Origin of the sequence: Collinsella aerofaciens (assembly GCF_028207065.1) — a bacterium.
Classification (GTDB): domain Bacteria; phylum Actinomycetota; class Coriobacteriia; order Coriobacteriales; family Coriobacteriaceae; genus Collinsella; species Collinsella aerofaciens_AR.
This window is the reverse complement of the sequence record NZ_JAQLFP010000008.1, coordinates 36,873-52,285: the sequence shown is the minus strand read 5'-3', so window position 1 is coordinate 52,285 and position 15,413 is coordinate 36,873. Positions and strand designations below refer to the sequence as shown.

General features: G+C 63.6%; 22 protein-coding genes. 13 read left to right on the top strand and 9 right to left on the bottom strand.

What is annotated here, in order from left to right; genetic code table 11:
* Nucleotides 1–432: 432 nt before the first annotated feature.
* The 9 genes from nagB to PMX72_RS10300 all read right to left on the bottom strand — a co-directional run bounded on the left by nagB (nt 433) and on the right by PMX72_RS10300 (nt 8,748).
* Nucleotides 433–1,161: a glucosamine-6-phosphate deaminase gene (gene nagB / locus PMX72_RS03780; protein WP_055251013.1), complete on the bottom strand. Its 729-nt coding sequence runs from the start codon at nt 1,159–1,161 to the stop codon at nt 433–435.
* A 272-nt stretch (nt 1,162–1,433) separates the two neighbouring features.
* Nucleotides 1,434–1,901, bottom strand: a complete 468-nt coding sequence (locus PMX72_RS03775) for a PTS sugar transporter subunit IIA (RefSeq protein ID WP_334203750.1) — start codon at nt 1,899–1,901, stop codon at nt 1,434–1,436.
* Nucleotides 1,902–2,002: 101 nt separating this feature from the next.
* Nucleotides 2,003–3,340: a phosphoglucosamine mutase gene (gene glmM / locus PMX72_RS03770; RefSeq protein ID WP_118270469.1), complete on the bottom strand. Its 1,338-nt coding sequence runs from the start codon at nt 3,338–3,340 to the stop codon at nt 2,003–2,005.
* 123 nt (nt 3,341–3,463) lie between these two features.
* Complete coding sequence (rpsI, locus tag PMX72_RS03765; RefSeq protein ID WP_022094634.1) at nt 3,464–3,859, bottom strand: 30S ribosomal protein S9; 396 nt, start codon at nt 3,857–3,859, stop codon at nt 3,464–3,466.
* A gap of 2 nt (nt 3,860–3,861) precedes the next feature.
* A complete protein-coding gene (gene rplM, locus PMX72_RS03760) occupies nt 3,862–4,305 on the bottom strand; it encodes a 50S ribosomal protein L13 (RefSeq protein ID WP_022094635.1) in 444 nt (147 codons plus the stop codon).
* 157 nt (nt 4,306–4,462) lie between these two features.
* The gene (locus tag PMX72_RS03755) at nt 4,463–5,341 is read right to left on the bottom strand and encodes a patatin-like phospholipase family protein (RefSeq protein ID WP_118270468.1); all 879 of its coding nucleotides are present in this window, start codon (nt 5,339–5,341) and stop codon (nt 4,463–4,465) included.
* 502 nt (nt 5,342–5,843) lie between these two features.
* A complete protein-coding gene (locus tag PMX72_RS03750; RefSeq protein ID WP_271746169.1) occupies nt 5,844–7,358 on the bottom strand; it encodes a recombinase family protein in 1,515 nt (504 codons plus the stop codon).
* A 2-nt stretch (nt 7,359–7,360) separates the two neighbouring features.
* Complete coding sequence (locus PMX72_RS03745) at nt 7,361–8,089, bottom strand: hypothetical protein (RefSeq protein ID WP_271746168.1); 729 nt, start codon at nt 8,087–8,089, stop codon at nt 7,361–7,363.
* 2 nt (nt 8,090–8,091) lie between these two features.
* Nucleotides 8,092–8,748, bottom strand: coding sequence for a LexA family protein (locus tag PMX72_RS10300; RefSeq protein ID WP_416377939.1), 657 nt, complete (start codon nt 8,746–8,748; stop codon nt 8,092–8,094).
* A 116-nt stretch (nt 8,749–8,864) separates the two neighbouring features.
* Between PMX72_RS10300 and PMX72_RS03735 the strand changes: the two genes are divergently transcribed.
* The 13 genes from PMX72_RS03735 (at nt 8,865) to PMX72_RS03675 (ending at nt 15,399) form a co-directional block, all read left to right on the top strand.
* Nucleotides 8,865–9,104 (top strand): hypothetical protein, encoded by a 240-nt coding sequence (locus tag PMX72_RS03735; RefSeq protein WP_271746167.1) that lies wholly within the window; start codon nt 8,865–8,867, stop codon nt 9,102–9,104.
* Between the two features lie 17 nt (nt 9,105–9,121).
* Entirely contained in the window at nt 9,122–9,460 is a 339-nt protein-coding gene (locus PMX72_RS03730) for a hypothetical protein (RefSeq protein ID WP_271746165.1), read from the top strand.
* A 47-nt stretch (nt 9,461–9,507) separates the two neighbouring features.
* Nucleotides 9,508–9,708, top strand: a complete 201-nt coding sequence (locus PMX72_RS03725) for a hypothetical protein (RefSeq protein ID WP_117637853.1) — start codon at nt 9,508–9,510, stop codon at nt 9,706–9,708.
* Nucleotides 9,709–9,796: 88 nt separating this feature from the next.
* Nucleotides 9,797–9,997 carry a hypothetical protein gene (locus tag PMX72_RS03720; RefSeq protein ID WP_271746164.1) on the top strand — a complete coding sequence of 67 codons (201 nt, stop codon included), beginning with the start codon at nt 9,797–9,799 and terminating at the stop codon, nt 9,995–9,997.
* Nucleotides 9,985–10,383, top strand: a complete 399-nt coding sequence (locus PMX72_RS03715; protein ID WP_271746163.1) for a hypothetical protein — start codon at nt 9,985–9,987, stop codon at nt 10,381–10,383. The genes PMX72_RS03720 and PMX72_RS03715 overlap by 13 nt, the downstream gene beginning before the upstream one ends.
* On the top strand, nt 10,380–10,745 hold the full coding sequence (locus PMX72_RS03710; protein WP_158551309.1) for a RusA family crossover junction endodeoxyribonuclease: 366 nt from the start codon (nt 10,380–10,382) through the stop codon (nt 10,743–10,745). Before PMX72_RS03715 ends, PMX72_RS03710 begins: the two co-directional genes overlap by 4 nt.
* Nucleotides 10,746–10,870: 125 nt before the next feature.
* The gene (locus PMX72_RS03705) at nt 10,871–11,299 is read left to right on the top strand and encodes a hypothetical protein (RefSeq protein WP_271746162.1); all 429 of its coding nucleotides are present in this window, start codon (nt 10,871–10,873) and stop codon (nt 11,297–11,299) included.
* 42 nt (nt 11,300–11,341) lie between these two features.
* Nucleotides 11,342–11,638, top strand: a complete 297-nt coding sequence (locus tag PMX72_RS03700; RefSeq protein WP_117637857.1) for a hypothetical protein — start codon at nt 11,342–11,344, stop codon at nt 11,636–11,638.
* Complete coding sequence (locus PMX72_RS03695) at nt 11,626–12,909, top strand: ParB N-terminal domain-containing protein (protein WP_271746161.1); 1,284 nt, start codon at nt 11,626–11,628, stop codon at nt 12,907–12,909. The genes PMX72_RS03700 and PMX72_RS03695 overlap by 13 nt, the downstream gene beginning before the upstream one ends.
* Nucleotides 12,910–13,920: a DUF1351 domain-containing protein gene (locus PMX72_RS03690; RefSeq protein WP_271746160.1), complete on the top strand. Its 1,011-nt coding sequence runs from the start codon at nt 12,910–12,912 to the stop codon at nt 13,918–13,920.
* Nucleotide 13,921: 1 nt separating this feature from the next.
* Nucleotides 13,922–14,494 (top strand): ERF family protein, encoded by a 573-nt coding sequence (locus tag PMX72_RS03685; RefSeq protein ID WP_271746159.1) that lies wholly within the window; start codon nt 13,922–13,924, stop codon nt 14,492–14,494.
* Nucleotides 14,495–14,848 (top strand): hypothetical protein, encoded by a 354-nt coding sequence (locus PMX72_RS03680; RefSeq protein WP_117637860.1) that lies wholly within the window; start codon nt 14,495–14,497, stop codon nt 14,846–14,848.
* Nucleotides 14,845–15,399 carry a single-stranded DNA-binding protein gene (locus PMX72_RS03675; RefSeq protein WP_161160587.1) on the top strand — a complete coding sequence of 185 codons (555 nt, stop codon included), beginning with the start codon at nt 14,845–14,847 and terminating at the stop codon, nt 15,397–15,399. The genes PMX72_RS03680 and PMX72_RS03675 overlap by 4 nt, the downstream gene beginning before the upstream one ends.
* The last annotated feature ends 14 nt before the right edge of the window (nt 15,400–15,413 follow it).

The following is a 15,413-nucleotide window of genomic DNA, read 5'->3' as shown; positions in this document are numbered from 1 at the left end:
GACCGTATGGACACTGTAACCGCAAGACCATACAAGCCGCGCTATGAATAGAGCGACCTTGTGTTTGAGGTTGTCTTTTGGTACGCAAGCGGCAAGTTTTTGTACAGCGAGGGCCGATTGTTATTAATCCCCCGACTAATCGGTCTTTAAGCAGGTAAATGAGCTTGTCAGCTTGTCCCATCCAAGCGGCAGTGTAACGCAAATGAACAAGGTTCAGCCATGTCATTCAACTCGCCTAGCACCCGCTACCGTCTACGACCTTTTAGTGGCATTTTTGCATAGAATCTGGTATGGAATGAATCAAGCTGTTTGACATCCGGCATTCGTCAAGCTTGCGGCAAGATTTTGGTCAAGCGGGCGGAAAGGGATAGCAAAAAGGCCCCCGCAAAGCGGAGGCCTTAGGCAAGGCTATGTCGAGGTGCAGGATTCGCGCTACTCGCAGAGCGAAAGGGCGGCCTCGTCGGCAACGACAACGCAGTTGGTGTGCAGCTGCAGGATCGAAGCCGGGCACGCAGGCGTAACCGGACCGTAGCACATGTCATGCACGGCCTGAGCCTTGGCCTCGCCGTTGGCGACGACCAGGATCATGCGGGCATACATGATGGTCTGGGTGCCCATGGTGTAGGCCTGACGGGGAACGTCGTCGATGCTGTCGAACAGGCGGCTGTTGGCCTGAATGGTGCTCTCGGTGAGGTCGACGCAGTGCGTACCCTTGGAGAAGTGGTCATCGGGCTCGTTGAAGCCGATGTGGCCGTTGTTGCCAATGCCGAGCAGCTGCAGATCCGGGTAACCGGCGGCGGCGACGATCTTGTCGTACTCAGAGCAGGCAGCGGCGGCGTCGGGGTTGGAACCGTCGGGCACATGCGTGTTGTTCAGGTCGATGTTGATGTGATCGAAGAAGTTCTCACGCATAAAGTAGTGATAGCTCTGGGGATCGTCGTGCGAAAGGCCGCGATACTCGTCCAGGTTGTATGTGCTGACCTCGGCAAAGTCGACGTCGCCCTTCTCGTACCAAGCAGCGAGCTGCTTGTAGGCACCGATCGGGGTGGAGCCGGTGGCAAGGCCCAGCACACAGTCGGGCTTGAGGATAACCTGCGCCGAGATGATATTGGCGGCCTTGCGGCTCATATCCTCGTAGTCTTTAGCTTTAATGATCTTCATTACGCGTCCTTTCTCGTACAAGAGAGGCAAGGCTCCCCTTACAAGCACTTGCCCGCGGCCCGCGTCGGCCGCAACCAACGTGTGCGGCCACCAGGGCGAGGTCGCGTAATGTATGTGTCTCGTGTCTAGCCGCGTCGAGGCCCCTGCCCGTCCACGGTGACCCGAAGCCTTTTAGCTTCGGACAAATCCCATCTTGCCACGGAAGGCGTCCTCTTTCAAGGGCGCCCTCCGTAAACGTGTTTGAATTGTAGGCTAATGGCCACGTGCACTTGTTAGCGCTCGCGAGCAACGATGAGCTGGTCCATCTCTTCGACATGCGCGCCAACGGAGCCCTTGATGCTCGAGAACTCAACGGAGTTGCATACCAAGATGGGAACCGTCACATCGTAGCCCTCGGCAGCAATTGCCTCGCGATCGAACTCAATGAGTACATCGCCCTTATGGACGATGTCACCCACTTGCGCATATACGGTAAAGTGCTTGCCCTCAAGCTGAACAGTGTCCAAACCAACGTGGATGAGCACGTCCAAGCCATCGACCGTGTTAAGCGCAACAGCGTGTCCCGTGGGAAAAATGGCCTCGACCTTGGCATCAGCCGGTGCAATCACACGCGTGCCGGTAGGCTGAATCGCCACGCCCTGGCCCAAAAGGCCGGTGGCAAATGTCTGGTCGTTTACCTCGGAAAGCGGAATGACGTCGCCCGAGATGGGAGCATCCAGCGTAAGGACTCGACCACGCATACCAAAAGACCTTAGGACTTTAGTGAACATGCTCCCCCTCGGACATACCGATCAACCAAAATAACCTTAACAGTTTACCACTTGGCACTCGTTTTTGACCATTAGGGAAGTTCGCGCTTGACAACCTCGACGATGTCGTCGACAACGCGCTGGGTCAGCTCGTGCGTCTCGGCCTCGGCCATAACGCGGACCAGCGGCTCGGTACCGCTCGGACGCACCAGAATGCGGCCGCGGCCGTCAAGCTCCTTCTCGGCAGCAGCGACGGCATCCCAGATGGGCTGGCAATCATCCAGACCAGCCTTGTTGTCGGAATGCACGTTGACGAGTACCTGCGGATACTTCTTCATGATGCCGGCAAGATCGGTGAGGGTACGACCGGTGCGCTTGAGCACGGCCAGCAGCTGCAGAGCCGTCACCAGGCCGTCACCGGTGGTGTTGTGCTCCAGGAAGATGATGTGGCCGGACTGTTCGCCGCCGATGACGGCACCGTCCGCGAGCATACGCTCAAGAACATAACGGTCGCCCACAGCGGTCTGAACCATCTCGAAGCCCTGCTCCTTCATAGCGATGGAGAAGCCCAGGTTGCACATGACGGTCGAGACGATCTCGGAGCTGGCGAGCTTGCCGCGGGCGGCGAGGTCAGAACCGCAGATAGCCAGGATGTAGTCACCGTCGATCTCATTGCCCTCGCTGTCCACAAAGAGCACGCGATCGGCGTCGCCGTCGTGGGCCAGGCCGATGTCAGCATGGGTGCGCAGCACGAGCTCGCGCAGGGGCTCAAGGTGAGTGGAGCCGCACTCGACATTGATGTCGGTGCCGCAGTAATCGGTGTTGATGGCATGGACCGTGGCACCCAGGCGCTGCAGCGCGGCGGGCGTAGTCTGGCAGGAAGCACCGTGACCGCAGTCGACGGCAACGACCAGGCCATCGAGCCTCAGGCCATCAAGCGTATCGATGGCGTGGTCGACGTATGCCTTGCGAGCGTCCTTCATCTTGATGATGTGGCCCACGCCGGCACCGGTCGGCAGCGTGTCGGCAGCCATGGCTTCCTCGGACATGACCCAGGCGCTGATCTCTTCCTCGACCGCATCGGGAAGCTTCATGCCCTTGCGGCTAAAGAACTTGATGCCGTTGAACTCCGGCGGATTATGCGAAGCAGAGATGACGATGCCGCCGTCGAGCTCATTCTGGACGGTGAGCAGCGCCACGGCAGGCGTGGGGATGACGCCGCAGCAGTGCGGACGGCCGCCCTCGGCCATGATGCCGGCGGTCAGAGCGCTCTCGAGCATGGTGCCCGAAAGACGCGTGTCGCGGCCGACACAGATATCCGGACCAAGGAACTTGGTCGCCGCGCGGCCCAGGCGAAACGCGAGGTCACACGAGAGGTCGGCATTGGCGACGCCACGGACGCCGTCGGTACCGAAGATGTTCTGGGGCATAGGATCGCTCCTTCCCTAGCAGGCGATATGCAACCGCCCACCCTAGTCGAAAAAGAAAAGCGGGACCCGCCGAGGAATCGGCAGGCCCCGCTTGTACATTGTATCTCGAAAGGAGATAAAACCTTAGCGCTTGGAGAACTGGGGAGCGCGGCGGGCCTTCTTGAGGCCGTACTTCTTGCGCTCGACCACGCGAGCATCGCGCGTAAGGAAACCGGCCTTCTTGAGGTCAGCACGGTAGTCGCCAGCGTTCAGAAGAGCGCGAGCGATGCCCAGGCGCAGAGCGCCGGACTGACCGGAGATGCCGCCGCCATCGCACAGAGCGATAACGTCGAACTGACCGGCGGTGTCGGTCACCTTGAAGGGAGCAAGGGCGTTCTCAACGAGCTGATGACGGCCGAAATACTGCTCGGCGTCACGCTTGTTGATGGTCACCTTGCCGGTGCCGGGGACGAGACGGACGCGGGCGACGGCGTTCTTACGACGGCCGGTACCCTGGTAGACAACGGTGTTCTCAGCCATCTTTAAGCCTCCAGCTCAATCTTCGTGGGGTTCTGGGCAGCGTGCGGATGCTCGGCACCAGCGTAGACCTTAAGCTTGGTCATCTGGGCACGGCCGAGGGTGGTCTTGGGCAGCATACCGCGAACGGCGCGCTCGATAACCTTCTCCGGGTGCTTCTCCATAGCCTGGCGGAAGCTCTCAGCCTTGAGGCCGCCGTTGTAGCCGCTGTGGCGATAATAGGTCTTCGTGTCGGCCTTGTTACCGGTAAGCTGGACCTTATCGGCGTTGATGACGACAACGAAGTCGCCGCAGTCGCTGTTGGGCGTGAACTGGGGCTTGTTCTTACCGCGCAGGATCATTGCGATCTGGGTGGCAAGACGGCCCAGGACAGCACCATCGGCGTCGACGAGAACCCAGTTGCGCTGGACCTCGCCCTGCTTGGCGTAGTGAGTCGATTTCGAAATCACTTAGACTCCTCCATGTACAGTACGTGTTGTTACAGAGATTCACGGGGCTCTGCAAGTAACCCGTCCATATTACCCCGCTCACCGTACGAGTCAACAGGTATTTTGGCTCCGACCAGAGTTTCTGCACATGTCATCCATGGGTCATGACGTCGCGACACTAGCGCTCGACAAATGCCTCGATATCACTCAGTAGGCGCTTTGCCTCCTGGCGGCCCTGAATATACAGGTCGAGGAGCTTTGCCGGATCATGCTCAACGTGACCGACCTCGACCGGCTTTTGCGGAGCAACGACCAGCGCGCGGCCCTCACGCTCATACTTCCATAGATGCATGCGCTGGATGTTATAGCGGTCGTGGCGCGTCTCGATAGCCTCGAGCAGGTAGGGGTAGTCGGCATAGCGAGCGCGTGCGGCGGGCATAAACTCGTAGGGCTTTTTCTCGTACGAGCGGTCCTGCGTGACAATGACAACCGCGCGATCGAAGCCCGCCTCCTCCAGCACGTGCTCGACGGGGACCGAATCGGCTACGCCGCCGTCGACGTATTTGTGCCCATCGATCTCGACCGGCGGCGTCACCAGCGGCAACGAGGTCGAGGCGCGCACGGCGTCGAGGTCAAGTACGGCGCTTTTGACCGGGAGGTACGTGGCGGTTCCAAAGAGCATGTCCGTCGCGACGGCGTACATCTCGATGGGGCTCGCGTCGAACGTCTCGTTGTCAAAGGGGTCCAGGCGGTCCTGGACATCGTTGAAGATAAAGTCGTAACCCACGATGGAGCCCGTGGACGCAAACGATGCGGCGCCCATGAAGCGGTTGTCGTTGCAGAAAGCCAGGTTGATGCGGTTGGCACGGCCGATCTGGTGCGACTTGTAGTTCACGCCGTTGAGGGCGCCGGCCGATACGCCATATACCGCCGGAATCTCGACGCCGGCCTCCATGAGAACGTCGAGTACGCCTGCGGTAAATTGCCCGCGGAAGCTGCCGCCCTCCAAAACGAGCGCGACCTTGCCGGCGTTCTTTGCCTTATCTTCTGCAGTCATGTTGACCTCCTGTGATTGCGTTTTGGCTTTCTTCTACCCAGTTTTGGAATGGAGGGCGCGCAGGTTTTTCGAGGCGGCAGGTGCAGCGGAAAGTGCGTCCCAGTTTGAGGCGGGATTACGGGATGCGCTTTCCGCTTGAGGCGCCATCCGGAAACTACGTCCCAGTCTGAGCGCGGATTCCGGGACACGCTTTCCGCCTGGGCTACCATTGGGAAAGTATGTCCCGGCCTGCGTTGCCAAGGCGTTTTCTTTACGCCCGCGCCCTGCACAGAGTTCGATTCTCCGCGGTACGGGGCTTGCGTTGAAGCGGGGCATGGACAGCCGGAGCTCAATCGGCATCGCATCTATATGGGATTGGGGCATTGCGCGGAGAATCCGCGTATTTGCTTCGCAAATCCGCACCGGCTTCGGCCGCCTGCCGGCGTCCTCGCCCGCGGGCTAAAAACGCTCACGCGTTTTCTTTACGCCCGCGCCCTGCACAGAGTTCGATTCTCCGCGGTATCTATATGTAATAAAAAAGCAGGTAGAGACACTTCTCTACCTGCTTGTAACTATTGGTGGAGCTGGCGTTCATTCGGTCGAACACCTCGCCACCTGGACCTATAGCGCCAGGCAGCGACGGATTATCGCCCAAGCCGGCAGAATCGTCAAACGTGAACGCCACGCGCAGGCCGTCGTCATCGTCGGGGCCGCCCAGCACCACGCGCGCCACGAACGTGCGCAGGAGCTGCGCGTCGTCCACCTCGGCGGCGGCCATGCCCTCAAGCCAGAACAGCGCGCGGTCGTAGTCAAGGCGGGCGGCCTCAAGGGCCTCGGCCGTGCGCAGCTCGTCCTTGAGGAGCGCCTGCCGCTGCTTCAGCGCGTCTATGCGCTCCTTGCCGCCCGGCGGGGCCATGCCCGACTCGATGGCCGCCCATATGTTCGAGAAGGCTGTCTCGATCTTGGCCAGCTCGCCCTTTATCGTCTCGCTCAAGGGCCTCTCGCCGTCGCGCTGCTCCTCCGCCTCGACCAGCATGCTCGCGATGCGCTCGCGGCTGTCGGCGCTGCCCAGGGCCTCGCGCACGGCGTCGGCCACGCGCTTCTCGATTGCGTCGCGGCGCACGGTGCGCCCGCAGCTGCGGCAGCGGTAGTAGTGATAGGGCCTGCCCGACTTGCCCGTGCCGCTGGTGCCGGTCATCAGCCCGCCGTCTCGCCCGTCGTAGAGCTTGCCCGTGAGTGGGAAGTCCCACGCGTCGGTCTTGGCGCGGGGCCTGTGCGAGTCCTCCAGCATCCGTATCACCCTCTCCTCGTCCTCCATGGAAACGATGGCGGGCATGCCGCCGGGCACGACCACGCCCGCGTAGCGGTACTCCCCGCCGTTCTCCCGCCGCATCAGTATGCGGCGCACCGTCTGGAAGCGCCACTTGCCGCCCTTCTTGGTGCGGTAGGGCTCCCAGGCGCGCACCACGTCGGCCACCGACTTGCCGGAAAGAACCATGCGCACGCCCAGGCGGATGGCGGCTGCCTCCTCCTCGTTCACCACGTAGCGCCCGTCCGCTATGTCCCAGCCGTAGCGCACGCAGCCGTTGGCCAGGCACCGCTCGGCGTTCTTCTGTATGCCGTCGCGTATGCGCTCGCCGTCGAGCGCGCTCTCGTACTCCGCCAAGACCTCAAGCATGCCCAGCTGCAGCACGCCCGCCGAGCCGTCCGAAATGTCCTCGCCCGCGTACAGTATCTCGACATGGCAGCGGCGCAGCATGATGCGCGCCAGGGCCATCTCGTCGCGGTTGCGCATGATTCGGGTGACTTTATATATGACCACGAAGTCGAACAGCCCGCGCTTGGCGTCGGCCATCATGCGCTGGAACTCGGCGCGGTCGGTGTTGGTGCCCGTCTGCGCGAAGTCGCAGTACGTGGCCACCACGCGCAGGTCGTTCTCCGCGCAGTAGGCGCGGGACTTCTCCACCTGTATCTCGATGGACTCGCCGCGCTGGTTGTGGCTAGAGAAGCGGGCGTATATCGCCGCACGTCCGCCCATGGCTACGCCCTGTACAGCTCTACGAGGTCATCGTTCGGCGCTCCCCTGTAATTCAGCACGTTCAAGGCTATAGCGCCGTCGATAATCTTGAAATACGCGCCATAGTACACATGGTTGCGCCAGTAATGGATAACGGCCTTCCCCATCGCCCCGTCGCGAAGGTACGACACGGTGCCGTGCGAGCCGTTGTCGTTCTTGCCGTACGAGTTGAAGAAGACCTCCACCGGGTACTTGGCGTTCTTCCCCGTCTTCGTCAACGGCTGGAGTTGCAGCTGCACGCGGTTTTCGGGGAACTCCACCACCGAATCAACCGCCTCAACCCGCGCGAAGTTCGTACGAAGGTTCGGCAGCGAGGGCACGCCAGTGGCGGCGGGCGTGAGCATGCGCTCCAGCTTCGCCACATCCGCCTTCACGGCCGCAACCGCGTCCGCATCGCCGTAATAGTAGCGTTCGCCGGCGAACACCTGGCCGGTCTCGCGCTCGTACTTGACCACCGTATGGCACAGGTACGGCTTGTTGCCGAACGGGAACGGCCCCAGGTCATAGTCCGGGCAGACCATCGCGGGCGGCACCTCGTGCTCGCGCAGGATGCGAGCCTCCTCGGCGCGCTGGGTTTCTTCTTCTGCGCGGCGCTTTTCTTCCGCCTTGCGCTTCTCCTCTGCGAACTCGCGCATGGCGCGCTTTTCATCTCGCGCCGCTTTCGACGCATGCAGGAAATCAAACAGGCCCATGGCTACTCCATCTCGTTGGAAGCTTGGAACCACACCACTGTGCCGATCACGCGCACGGGGCCGTCGTCCATGCCGAAAATCATGTCCTCGTAATCCTCGAAACTATCCGCCGACAGCATCAGCTTGGTGCTGCCCTTGTACCAGCGGCGCATGACGGCTCGGTAGTCCTCGGTCTCCACCACGGCTATGGAGCCGTTGGCGGGCTGGCGGTCGGGGTCGACCAGCACGTGGCTGCCCTCGGGTATCACCCGGTCCATGCAGTTCCCCTCGACCTCCAAAGCGAACGCGCGCGGGTGCGCTGCACATATAGACACAGGGACCTCGACACGATGCTCTATTTCTTCTTCATCGGTAAGACTCCCGGCATGCACGCGTCCCAACGTAAGCAATGGAACAGTGGCACTGCTTGGTACTACAGGCATGGCCCCCGCAGGGATATGCCCATGTTCTCGGGCAGCAAGACCGAACTGGTCCGACATTATGTCGTCGCGTGTAACGCCAAGAGCATCACAAATCTTAGTAATGGCTGACATACGAGGAACTGCACCGTTACGCCAGCCAGAAACAGAGGAAGGCGCAACGCCTGCAATACGGGCGAGCGTTTCCTGCGTTATGTCAAATTTAACTAGTAACGCATCAATGTTCTCCGGAACACCCATACAACCCTCCTTCTCGTGATAAACGAAATTTTACAATATGCCTATTCAGTTTTCCAAAAAACTTGTTGCGTTTAACCGAATGTTTGGTATTCTGGAATCACAAGAAAGGAGGTGCCATGGAGGAGAACATGTTCGCGGCAGCACGTCGGGCGTCTAACGTTTCGGTTGAAGACGCGGCAAACGCATGCAATATTTCGCGAGCTACCTACCAGCAGAGAGAGCTTCATCCTACCGATTTTCGAGTAAATGAGCTCCTCAAACTTAAAGGAGTTCTCACGCCTGTAGGCAAGAAATTGCTTTACGACGGGATAGCTCTATTTTTTTGTCCTGATGATTCAGTTAAACCGAATTACTAACGCAAAGGAGAGGCACCATGGCAAACGCAAGCCACCAACCCGACAGCATGACCAACCTCGTGACCGACATGCTGGACGCCATCATCAACCGCCGCGACCACGTGGCCATCGACTTCAAGCCCGCCGAGAACGGCTGCATGGAGGAGACGCACGACAGCCTCAAGCGCCGCATCACGGCCGTGTGGGGCTTCCAGACGAGCGGCATCGAGCTTCTGGAGGCGAGCACGACCTGGTTCGAGCTCGGCGGCATGCAGTTCAACGTCTACAGCTCCGTGCAGTTCAGCGTGAACGGCAAGGGCTGGAGCACCGATTTCAAGACCATCGCGCGCGACACCGCGTACGACGAGAAGGAGTAGGCCATGCTGAACGAGGTGACCGTACGGGGGGGTTCACCGCCCTCAACGTGAAGAGCGGCAAGTGCGTGCTGCAGTTTGAGCTGGACCCGAAGTTCCGTGACTTCATCCCCAAGCTGGTGGAGTTCACGGGGCAGATGCTCAACATCCACGTGTACGACGACCAGGAGGTGATGTTCGTGGATAGGGACACCGGTGAGGTCGCCTACGAGGACGCCCCGCTGCTTCTGCCGGGCGTCGCGGGCGAATGACCCCGATACAGCGCGCCATGTGCGACGAGTGCGCCGCCATGATGCGCGAGTTCTACAAGGACCCAGAGAACGAGAGGAAGTTCCAGGAATGGAAAAGATCAAGGGAAAGAGGGTGCGCGTCGCAGCCGGCAAGCGAAAGACGCGCACCGCAACGGTTCACTTCCGAACCGAGACCAGTGTAACACCCGAGCAGCGCCGCGAGAGGCTGCAGGCCGTTTTCGCCGCCCTGTTCGTCTGCGCGTGCATCGCCGCCACATGGGCGCTGGGGGCAACAGTATGGCCGAGGTAGACGCCAAGGCCCAGACCCTCGTGGCCAAGGCGTGCGGCTGGGTTGCCTCGAACCCCGATACATGGGCGAAGCTGCGCCGCATCTGCTACCGCCTGATGCTGGAGGGCCACGTCATCCAGCGCGACAACGTGTACACCCTGGCGTGCCAGAACGGCATGACCGTGAGCGAGGCCAGCGAGTTCAAGCGTGACCACAACCTGTGGAGCGTGCTGTCCCGCTACATGGTGCTGCAGCGCCCCTCCATGCTGGCCGCCGTGAGCTTCCGCCGCACGCCGGTGGACTCCGTGGACCTGGTGGGCACGTGGGAGGCCATCGTGGGCCCAGCCGTTTTCGCCGCCTCCACGCTAACCGAGGCGCAGGGCATCTACGACAGGGGCGCGCAATGAGGTGCACCGTCACGGTCGAGGGCCGAATGCCGAGCCTGAACGACTACATCAGCGCCGAGCGCGCCAACCGCTACAAGGCGGCGGCCATGAAGAAGCGCGAGACGGCGCGCGTGAGGGCGGCGGCCATGCAGCAGCGCGCGCCGCGCTTCGAGCGCCGGGTGACCGTGCGCACCACGTTCTACGAGCCCGACATGCGCCGCGACGCCGACAACGTGGGCTTCGCGCGCAAGTTCGTGCTCGACGGCCTGGTGGCGGCGGGCGTAATCAAGGACGACTCCCGCAAGTACGTGGAGCAGTGCCCCGACAGGGTGCTCACCGACAGGGCGCGCCCCCGCGTGGTCGTGGAGGTGAGCGACGAGTGACCCGCCGAGACAAGGGCAGGCCACACAGGGCGTGGCGCAAGGCCGACCTCGACCGCATAGCCGAGCTGGCGGGAAAGGTGCCCGCCCGCGAGATTCGCCGCGAGCTGCGGCTGTCCAAGAACCAGTTGGATAACGCGCGGCGCTTGATCAACGCCAGCGGCGGCCACGTGTCCCTGCGCTGCTACCGCCACCGCCTGGAGCTGTGCCCGTCGTGCGGGTGCCGCAGGGCGACCCTCGGCAAGGACGGCATCTGCGAACCGTGCAGACGCCAGCAGCAGCTTGAGGCCATAGAGGCCCGCATAGCCGAGCTGCTGCCGAGGCTGACCGCAGAGGAGCGCCGCACCTACGAGCGCACCGAGTGCGGCCGAGAGAGCCGCGCCGACCCCATGCCGCAGGCCCCGGACACCTCGGGCATGAGCCGCTACGCCGCCGACAAGGCAGCAGAGGCGCACGACGAGGCCATGGAGCGGTGGCTGTGCCGTTACCTGTACCGCAGGGTCAAGGCGGCGCAGAAGCGCAAGGAGCGCATAGAGAAAAAAGTTCCGAAATCCTGAAAAGTTTTTATCACTTTCAGTTTTCCCAGTTAGGAGACCCAAATGCTCACGGAAATCATCAGCAAGACCGTCGCGGACAAGACGGTGGACAGCATCCTGAAGCGCATCGAGCGCGCCGTCCCCGTGCCCGAGCCGGGCGACGGCGGCTTCGACGCCGCCATGCGCCAGGCGTTCAACATGGGGGCCGCCTGCATGGCCGCGCAAATCAAGAACGGCCCCGTGCCCACCAGGCGCATCGCGCTCATGGGCGAGGTGGCCCGCGTGGCGTGCCGCGCCCGCCTGGTGGGCATGGAGTGCCGCGTGGTCGTAGACGAGGAGGCCCGCGCATGCAATCGCTAGAGGAGGTCGCGATCTGCGACGTGTACCCCTACGAGCGCGCCGACGGCGAGCCGATGAACCCGCGCGACTTCACCACCAGGGAGAGCGCCGAGCACATCGCGGGCCTGGCCGCGCAGTTCAAGGCCAACCGCCTCAACCCCGGCCAGCCCGTCATGAAGCCCATCCTGTACAAGGAGGGCGGCATCTACTGGATCATCGACGGCGAGTGCCGCGTGCGCGCCATGAGGGCCATCGGCACCGAGCGTTTCCTCGCCGAGGTCTACGACGACCTGGACGACGCCGAGCTGGCGCGCGTGGAGGCCGCCAAGGCCATGGTGGAGACCGATGCCAAGCTGGGGCTGACCGCCGAGGAGAAGTCGCGCGGCGTGCAGACCATGCTGGCGCTCGACATTCCCGACGAGGAGGTGGCCGTGGCCGCCCGCACCGACGCGGGCACCGTGGCCAAGGCGCGCCGCGCCGCCCGCAGGGTGCAGGACGCCGCCTACGACATGACGCTCGACCGCCTGGCCGCCATCGCCGAGTTCGAGGGCGACGACGAGGCCGTGGCCGAGCTGCGCGACTGCAAGCAGTCCGAATGGCAGCGCGTGTACGCGAGCCTGAAGGCCGAGGCCGAGCAGAGGCGCAACCGCGCCGAGGTGGTGGCGGTGCTTGCCGACGCGGGCGTCGAGTTCGTCGACGAATGCCCCGAGGGCTTCGCCGCATGCCGCACGTTTTCCGACTACCGCCCCGACCTGGCGGCGCTGGACGCCTACGTGGCCGACAACGCGGGCGCTGGGCTTCTGGCCGAGGAGACGTCGTTCGGCGTGACCCTGCTGGCGCCGGTGGCCGAGGGGGCCGACGAGGCCGCACAGGCCGCAGCCCAGCGCAAGGCCGACTTCCAGGCCGCCTACGAGGACGGCGCGAAGGCCCGCCGCGAGTGGCTTGCCGCCCACGCGGGCGACCTCAAGTCGATGCGCCGCACGGCTCTGGCGCTGACCGCGTTCGCCATGGAGGCCGAGGCCGTGGAATCGTTCGAGGAGCTGCTGGGCCGACCCATCGACCGCACGCCCACCGAGCTGGCCGTGGCCATGGGCTGGCGGGCAGCGTGGAACATGAGCGGCTGGACGGCCTGGGGCCTCATGGAAGGCGGCAGCTCCGTGTACCTCAACCGAGCGACGGTCGAGAACGTGACCATCATCTACGAGGCCATGAAGGCCGACGGCTATGAGCCGAACGCGGTCGAGACGGAAACCTACGAGGCGTGCATGGCGCGCCTGGGAAGCGAGGAGTAAATGAGCGAAGCAGTTGAGGCCGAGATCATCGAGCCCGAGGAGGCGTCAGAGCTGACCGTGGCGTACTCCCCCGCCGTGATCGAGGCCAACTTCGACGCCCTGGAGGCGCACGTGCGCAGGCTGGTGGCCGACTACGAGGGCGCGACCTACGACATGGGCAAGGACGAGAACGTGAAGGCCGCCAAGCGCGACCGCGCCTACCTCAACGGCATCGCCAAGGAGATAGACGAGCGCCGCAAGGCCGTGAGCCGCGAGTACACGAAGCCCCTGGCCGCGTTCGAGGACAGGTGCAAGGCCGTGGCGGGCATCGCGAAGCAGGCAGCCGACGGCATCAAGGCGCAGCTGGACGAGGCCGAGGAGGAGCGCCAGCTGCGCGCGTACGCCAAGCTGCGGGAGCACTACGAGGAGTTCGCCGGGCTGCTGGCCCCCGTCGTGCCCTATGAGCGTTTCCACGAGAAGCAGTGGACCAACAAGACCTTCGGCGAGGTGAAGGCATTCAAGGCCCTGGAGGCCAAGGTAGAGCGCCTGGCCCAGGACTGGGAAACCCTCAAGGCGCAGTTCCAGGGCGAGCCGTTCTACGACGAGGCCGAGCGCGAGCTGTTCGCCACCCTGGACCTGGGCGCGGCCATAACGGCGGCGCACAAGGCCGAGGAGGAGCGCCGGCGCATCGCCGAGCTGAAGGCGGCCATGGAGCCGGAACCCGCGGAAGAGCCCGAACCCGAACCCGAAGCGGTGCCCGAGCCCGCGGAATGCCAGCCCGCAGAGTTCCCGCAGCCGCTTGAGCAGATGCCCGAGCCGCAGCCCGCGCCCATGCCAGCCCCGGTGCCGCCAGCGCCGCCCGCACCGGCACCCGTGGCCATGGCGGGCGACCCGTGGACGGTCGTGGTGCCGTGCGCCACGCGCGAGCAGATGCAGGGCGTCGCGGCGGCCCTCAAGGCGCAGGGCGTCGTGGGCACCATCATGCACGGCACGGTGGGCCAGGTTTACGAGCGAATGAACGGAGGCTACTAGCATGACCCAGGAACAGCAGTCCATCGACCTCATGGCGGCCGTTGCCCGCGTGCAGCGCGCCGTGGTGGTGCCCAAGGCCAAGTACAACGCTTTCGGCAAGTTCAGCTACCGCAGCTACGAGGACATAGTGGCCGCGCTGAAGGAGCCGTGCGCCAAGGAGGGCCTGGCGTTCTTCATGACCGACGAGCTGGTGCAGATAGGCGACCGCTACTACGTGAAGTCCACGGCGTGCGTGTTCCCCGCCGAGGGCGGCGAGGGCCTGCTGCAGGTGAGCGCCTACGCCCGCGAGGACGAGCACAAGAAGGGCTCGGACGACGCCCAGGTGACCGGCATGGCGTCGAGCTACGCCCGCAAGTACGCGCTGTGCGGCGCGTTCGCCATCGACGGGCAGAGCGATCCCGACGCCATGGAGGAGCGGCCCGCGCCCGAGGAGAAGCAGCCGCCCGCAGACGGCCCCTTCACGGCCCACTGCCGCAGCTGCGGGGCGCGCTACCAGTTCGCCAGCATGCCGCAGTACATGGAGTTCGTGGCCAACAGCCCGTGCTGCCCGCGCCCCGACTGGCAGGTGGAGTAGATGCAGGCGCTCACCGAGGAGTTGGACGAGCTGACCGACAGGCTGGAGGCCGAGCTGAAAACCTGCAAGGAGTCGGGCTGCCAGTACGCCGAGAACGAGGCCGAGTACCGCAAGGCCCTGCGCATCGCCATCCTGAACGAGCGCCAGAAGGGCACGCCCGTCACCATCATCGGCGACGTGTGCCGGGGCCAGGAGCAGATAGCGGAGGCCAAGCGCCGCCGCGACTGCTCCGAGGCCATCTATAAGGCCTCGCAGGAGGCCATCAACGTAATCAAGCTGCGTATCCGCATGGTAGACGCGCAGATCACCCGCATCTGGAACAGCGGGGACGTAACCCAAGGAGGGTATCTATGAGCATCAACCGCGTGTGCATATCCGGCAACCTGACCCGCGACCCCGTGCTGCGCTCCACGTCTGGCGGCATGTCCGTGCTGTCCATGGGCGTGGCCGTCAACGACCGCCGCAAGAACCAGCAGACCGGGCAGTGGGAGGACTACCCGAACTTCGTGGACTGCACGCTGTTCGGCACCCGCGGCGAGAAGCTGGCGCAGTACCTCGCCAAAGGCAGCAAGGTGGCCATCGAGGGCAAGCTGCGCTACCGCAGCTGGAACGACCAGCAGACCGGCCAGAAGCGCAGCGCGCTGGAGGTCGTGGTGGACGAGCTGGAGTTCATGAGCGGCCAGCAACAGCAGCAGGGCTACGCGCCGCAGCAGTACGCGCCCCAGGCGGCCCCGCAAGCGCCGCAGGCCCGCACGTACGGCCAGGGACGCCCCGCCCCGGCACCTGCGCCGCAGCAGCCCGCCTACGCGCCGCAGCCGGCCACTCAGCAGGCGTACGCGCCACAGCAGCCCGCGCCGCAGCAGCAGGCCATGCCCGATCTGTACGACGAGGATATCCCGTTTTAGGGAAGGCGACGGCG

Coding starts and splice junctions, on each gene's coding strand:
- PMX72_RS03685 (WP_271746159.1), top strand. CDS start 13,922: ATGACCCAGGAACAGCAGTCCATCGACCTCATGGCGGCCGTTGCCCGC.
- PMX72_RS03695 (WP_271746161.1), top strand. CDS start 11,626: ATGCAATCGCTAGAGGAGGTCGCGATCTGCGACGTGTACCCCTACGAG.
- glmM (WP_118270469.1), bottom strand. CDS start 3,340: ATGCCCCAGAACATCTTCGGTACCGACGGCGTCCGTGGCGTCGCCAAT.
- PMX72_RS03690 (WP_271746160.1), top strand. CDS start 12,910: ATGAGCGAAGCAGTTGAGGCCGAGATCATCGAGCCCGAGGAGGCGTCA.
- PMX72_RS03730 (WP_271746165.1), top strand. CDS start 9,122: ATGGCAAACGCAAGCCACCAACCCGACAGCATGACCAACCTCGTGACC.
- PMX72_RS10300 (WP_416377939.1), bottom strand. CDS start 8,748: ATGGGTGTTCCGGAGAACATTGATGCGTTACTAGTTAAATTTGACATA.
- PMX72_RS03775 (WP_334203750.1), bottom strand. CDS start 1,901: ATGCGTGGTCGAGTCCTTACGCTGGATGCTCCCATCTCGGGCGACGTC.
- PMX72_RS03720 (WP_271746164.1), top strand. CDS start 9,797: ATGGAAAAGATCAAGGGAAAGAGGGTGCGCGTCGCAGCCGGCAAGCGA.
- PMX72_RS03750 (WP_271746169.1), bottom strand. CDS start 7,358: ATGGGCGGACGTGCGGCGATATACGCCCGCTTCTCTAGCCACAACCAG.
- PMX72_RS03755 (WP_118270468.1), bottom strand. CDS start 5,341: ATGACTGCAGAAGATAAGGCAAAGAACGCCGGCAAGGTCGCGCTCGTT.
- PMX72_RS03675 (WP_161160587.1), top strand. CDS start 14,845: ATGAGCATCAACCGCGTGTGCATATCCGGCAACCTGACCCGCGACCCC.
- PMX72_RS03715 (WP_271746163.1), top strand. CDS start 9,985: ATGGCCGAGGTAGACGCCAAGGCCCAGACCCTCGTGGCCAAGGCGTGC.
- PMX72_RS03700 (WP_117637857.1), top strand. CDS start 11,342: ATGCTCACGGAAATCATCAGCAAGACCGTCGCGGACAAGACGGTGGAC.
- PMX72_RS03745 (WP_271746168.1), bottom strand. CDS start 8,089: ATGGGCCTGTTTGATTTCCTGCATGCGTCGAAAGCGGCGCGAGATGAA.
- PMX72_RS03710 (WP_158551309.1), top strand. CDS start 10,380: ATGAGGTGCACCGTCACGGTCGAGGGCCGAATGCCGAGCCTGAACGAC.
- nagB (WP_055251013.1), bottom strand. CDS start 1,161: ATGAAGATCATTAAAGCTAAAGACTACGAGGATATGAGCCGCAAGGCC.
- PMX72_RS03735 (WP_271746167.1), top strand. CDS start 8,865: ATGGAGGAGAACATGTTCGCGGCAGCACGTCGGGCGTCTAACGTTTCG.
- PMX72_RS03680 (WP_117637860.1), top strand. CDS start 14,495: ATGCAGGCGCTCACCGAGGAGTTGGACGAGCTGACCGACAGGCTGGAG.
- rpsI (WP_022094634.1), bottom strand. CDS start 3,859: ATGGCTGAGAACACCGTTGTCTACCAGGGTACCGGCCGTCGTAAGAAC.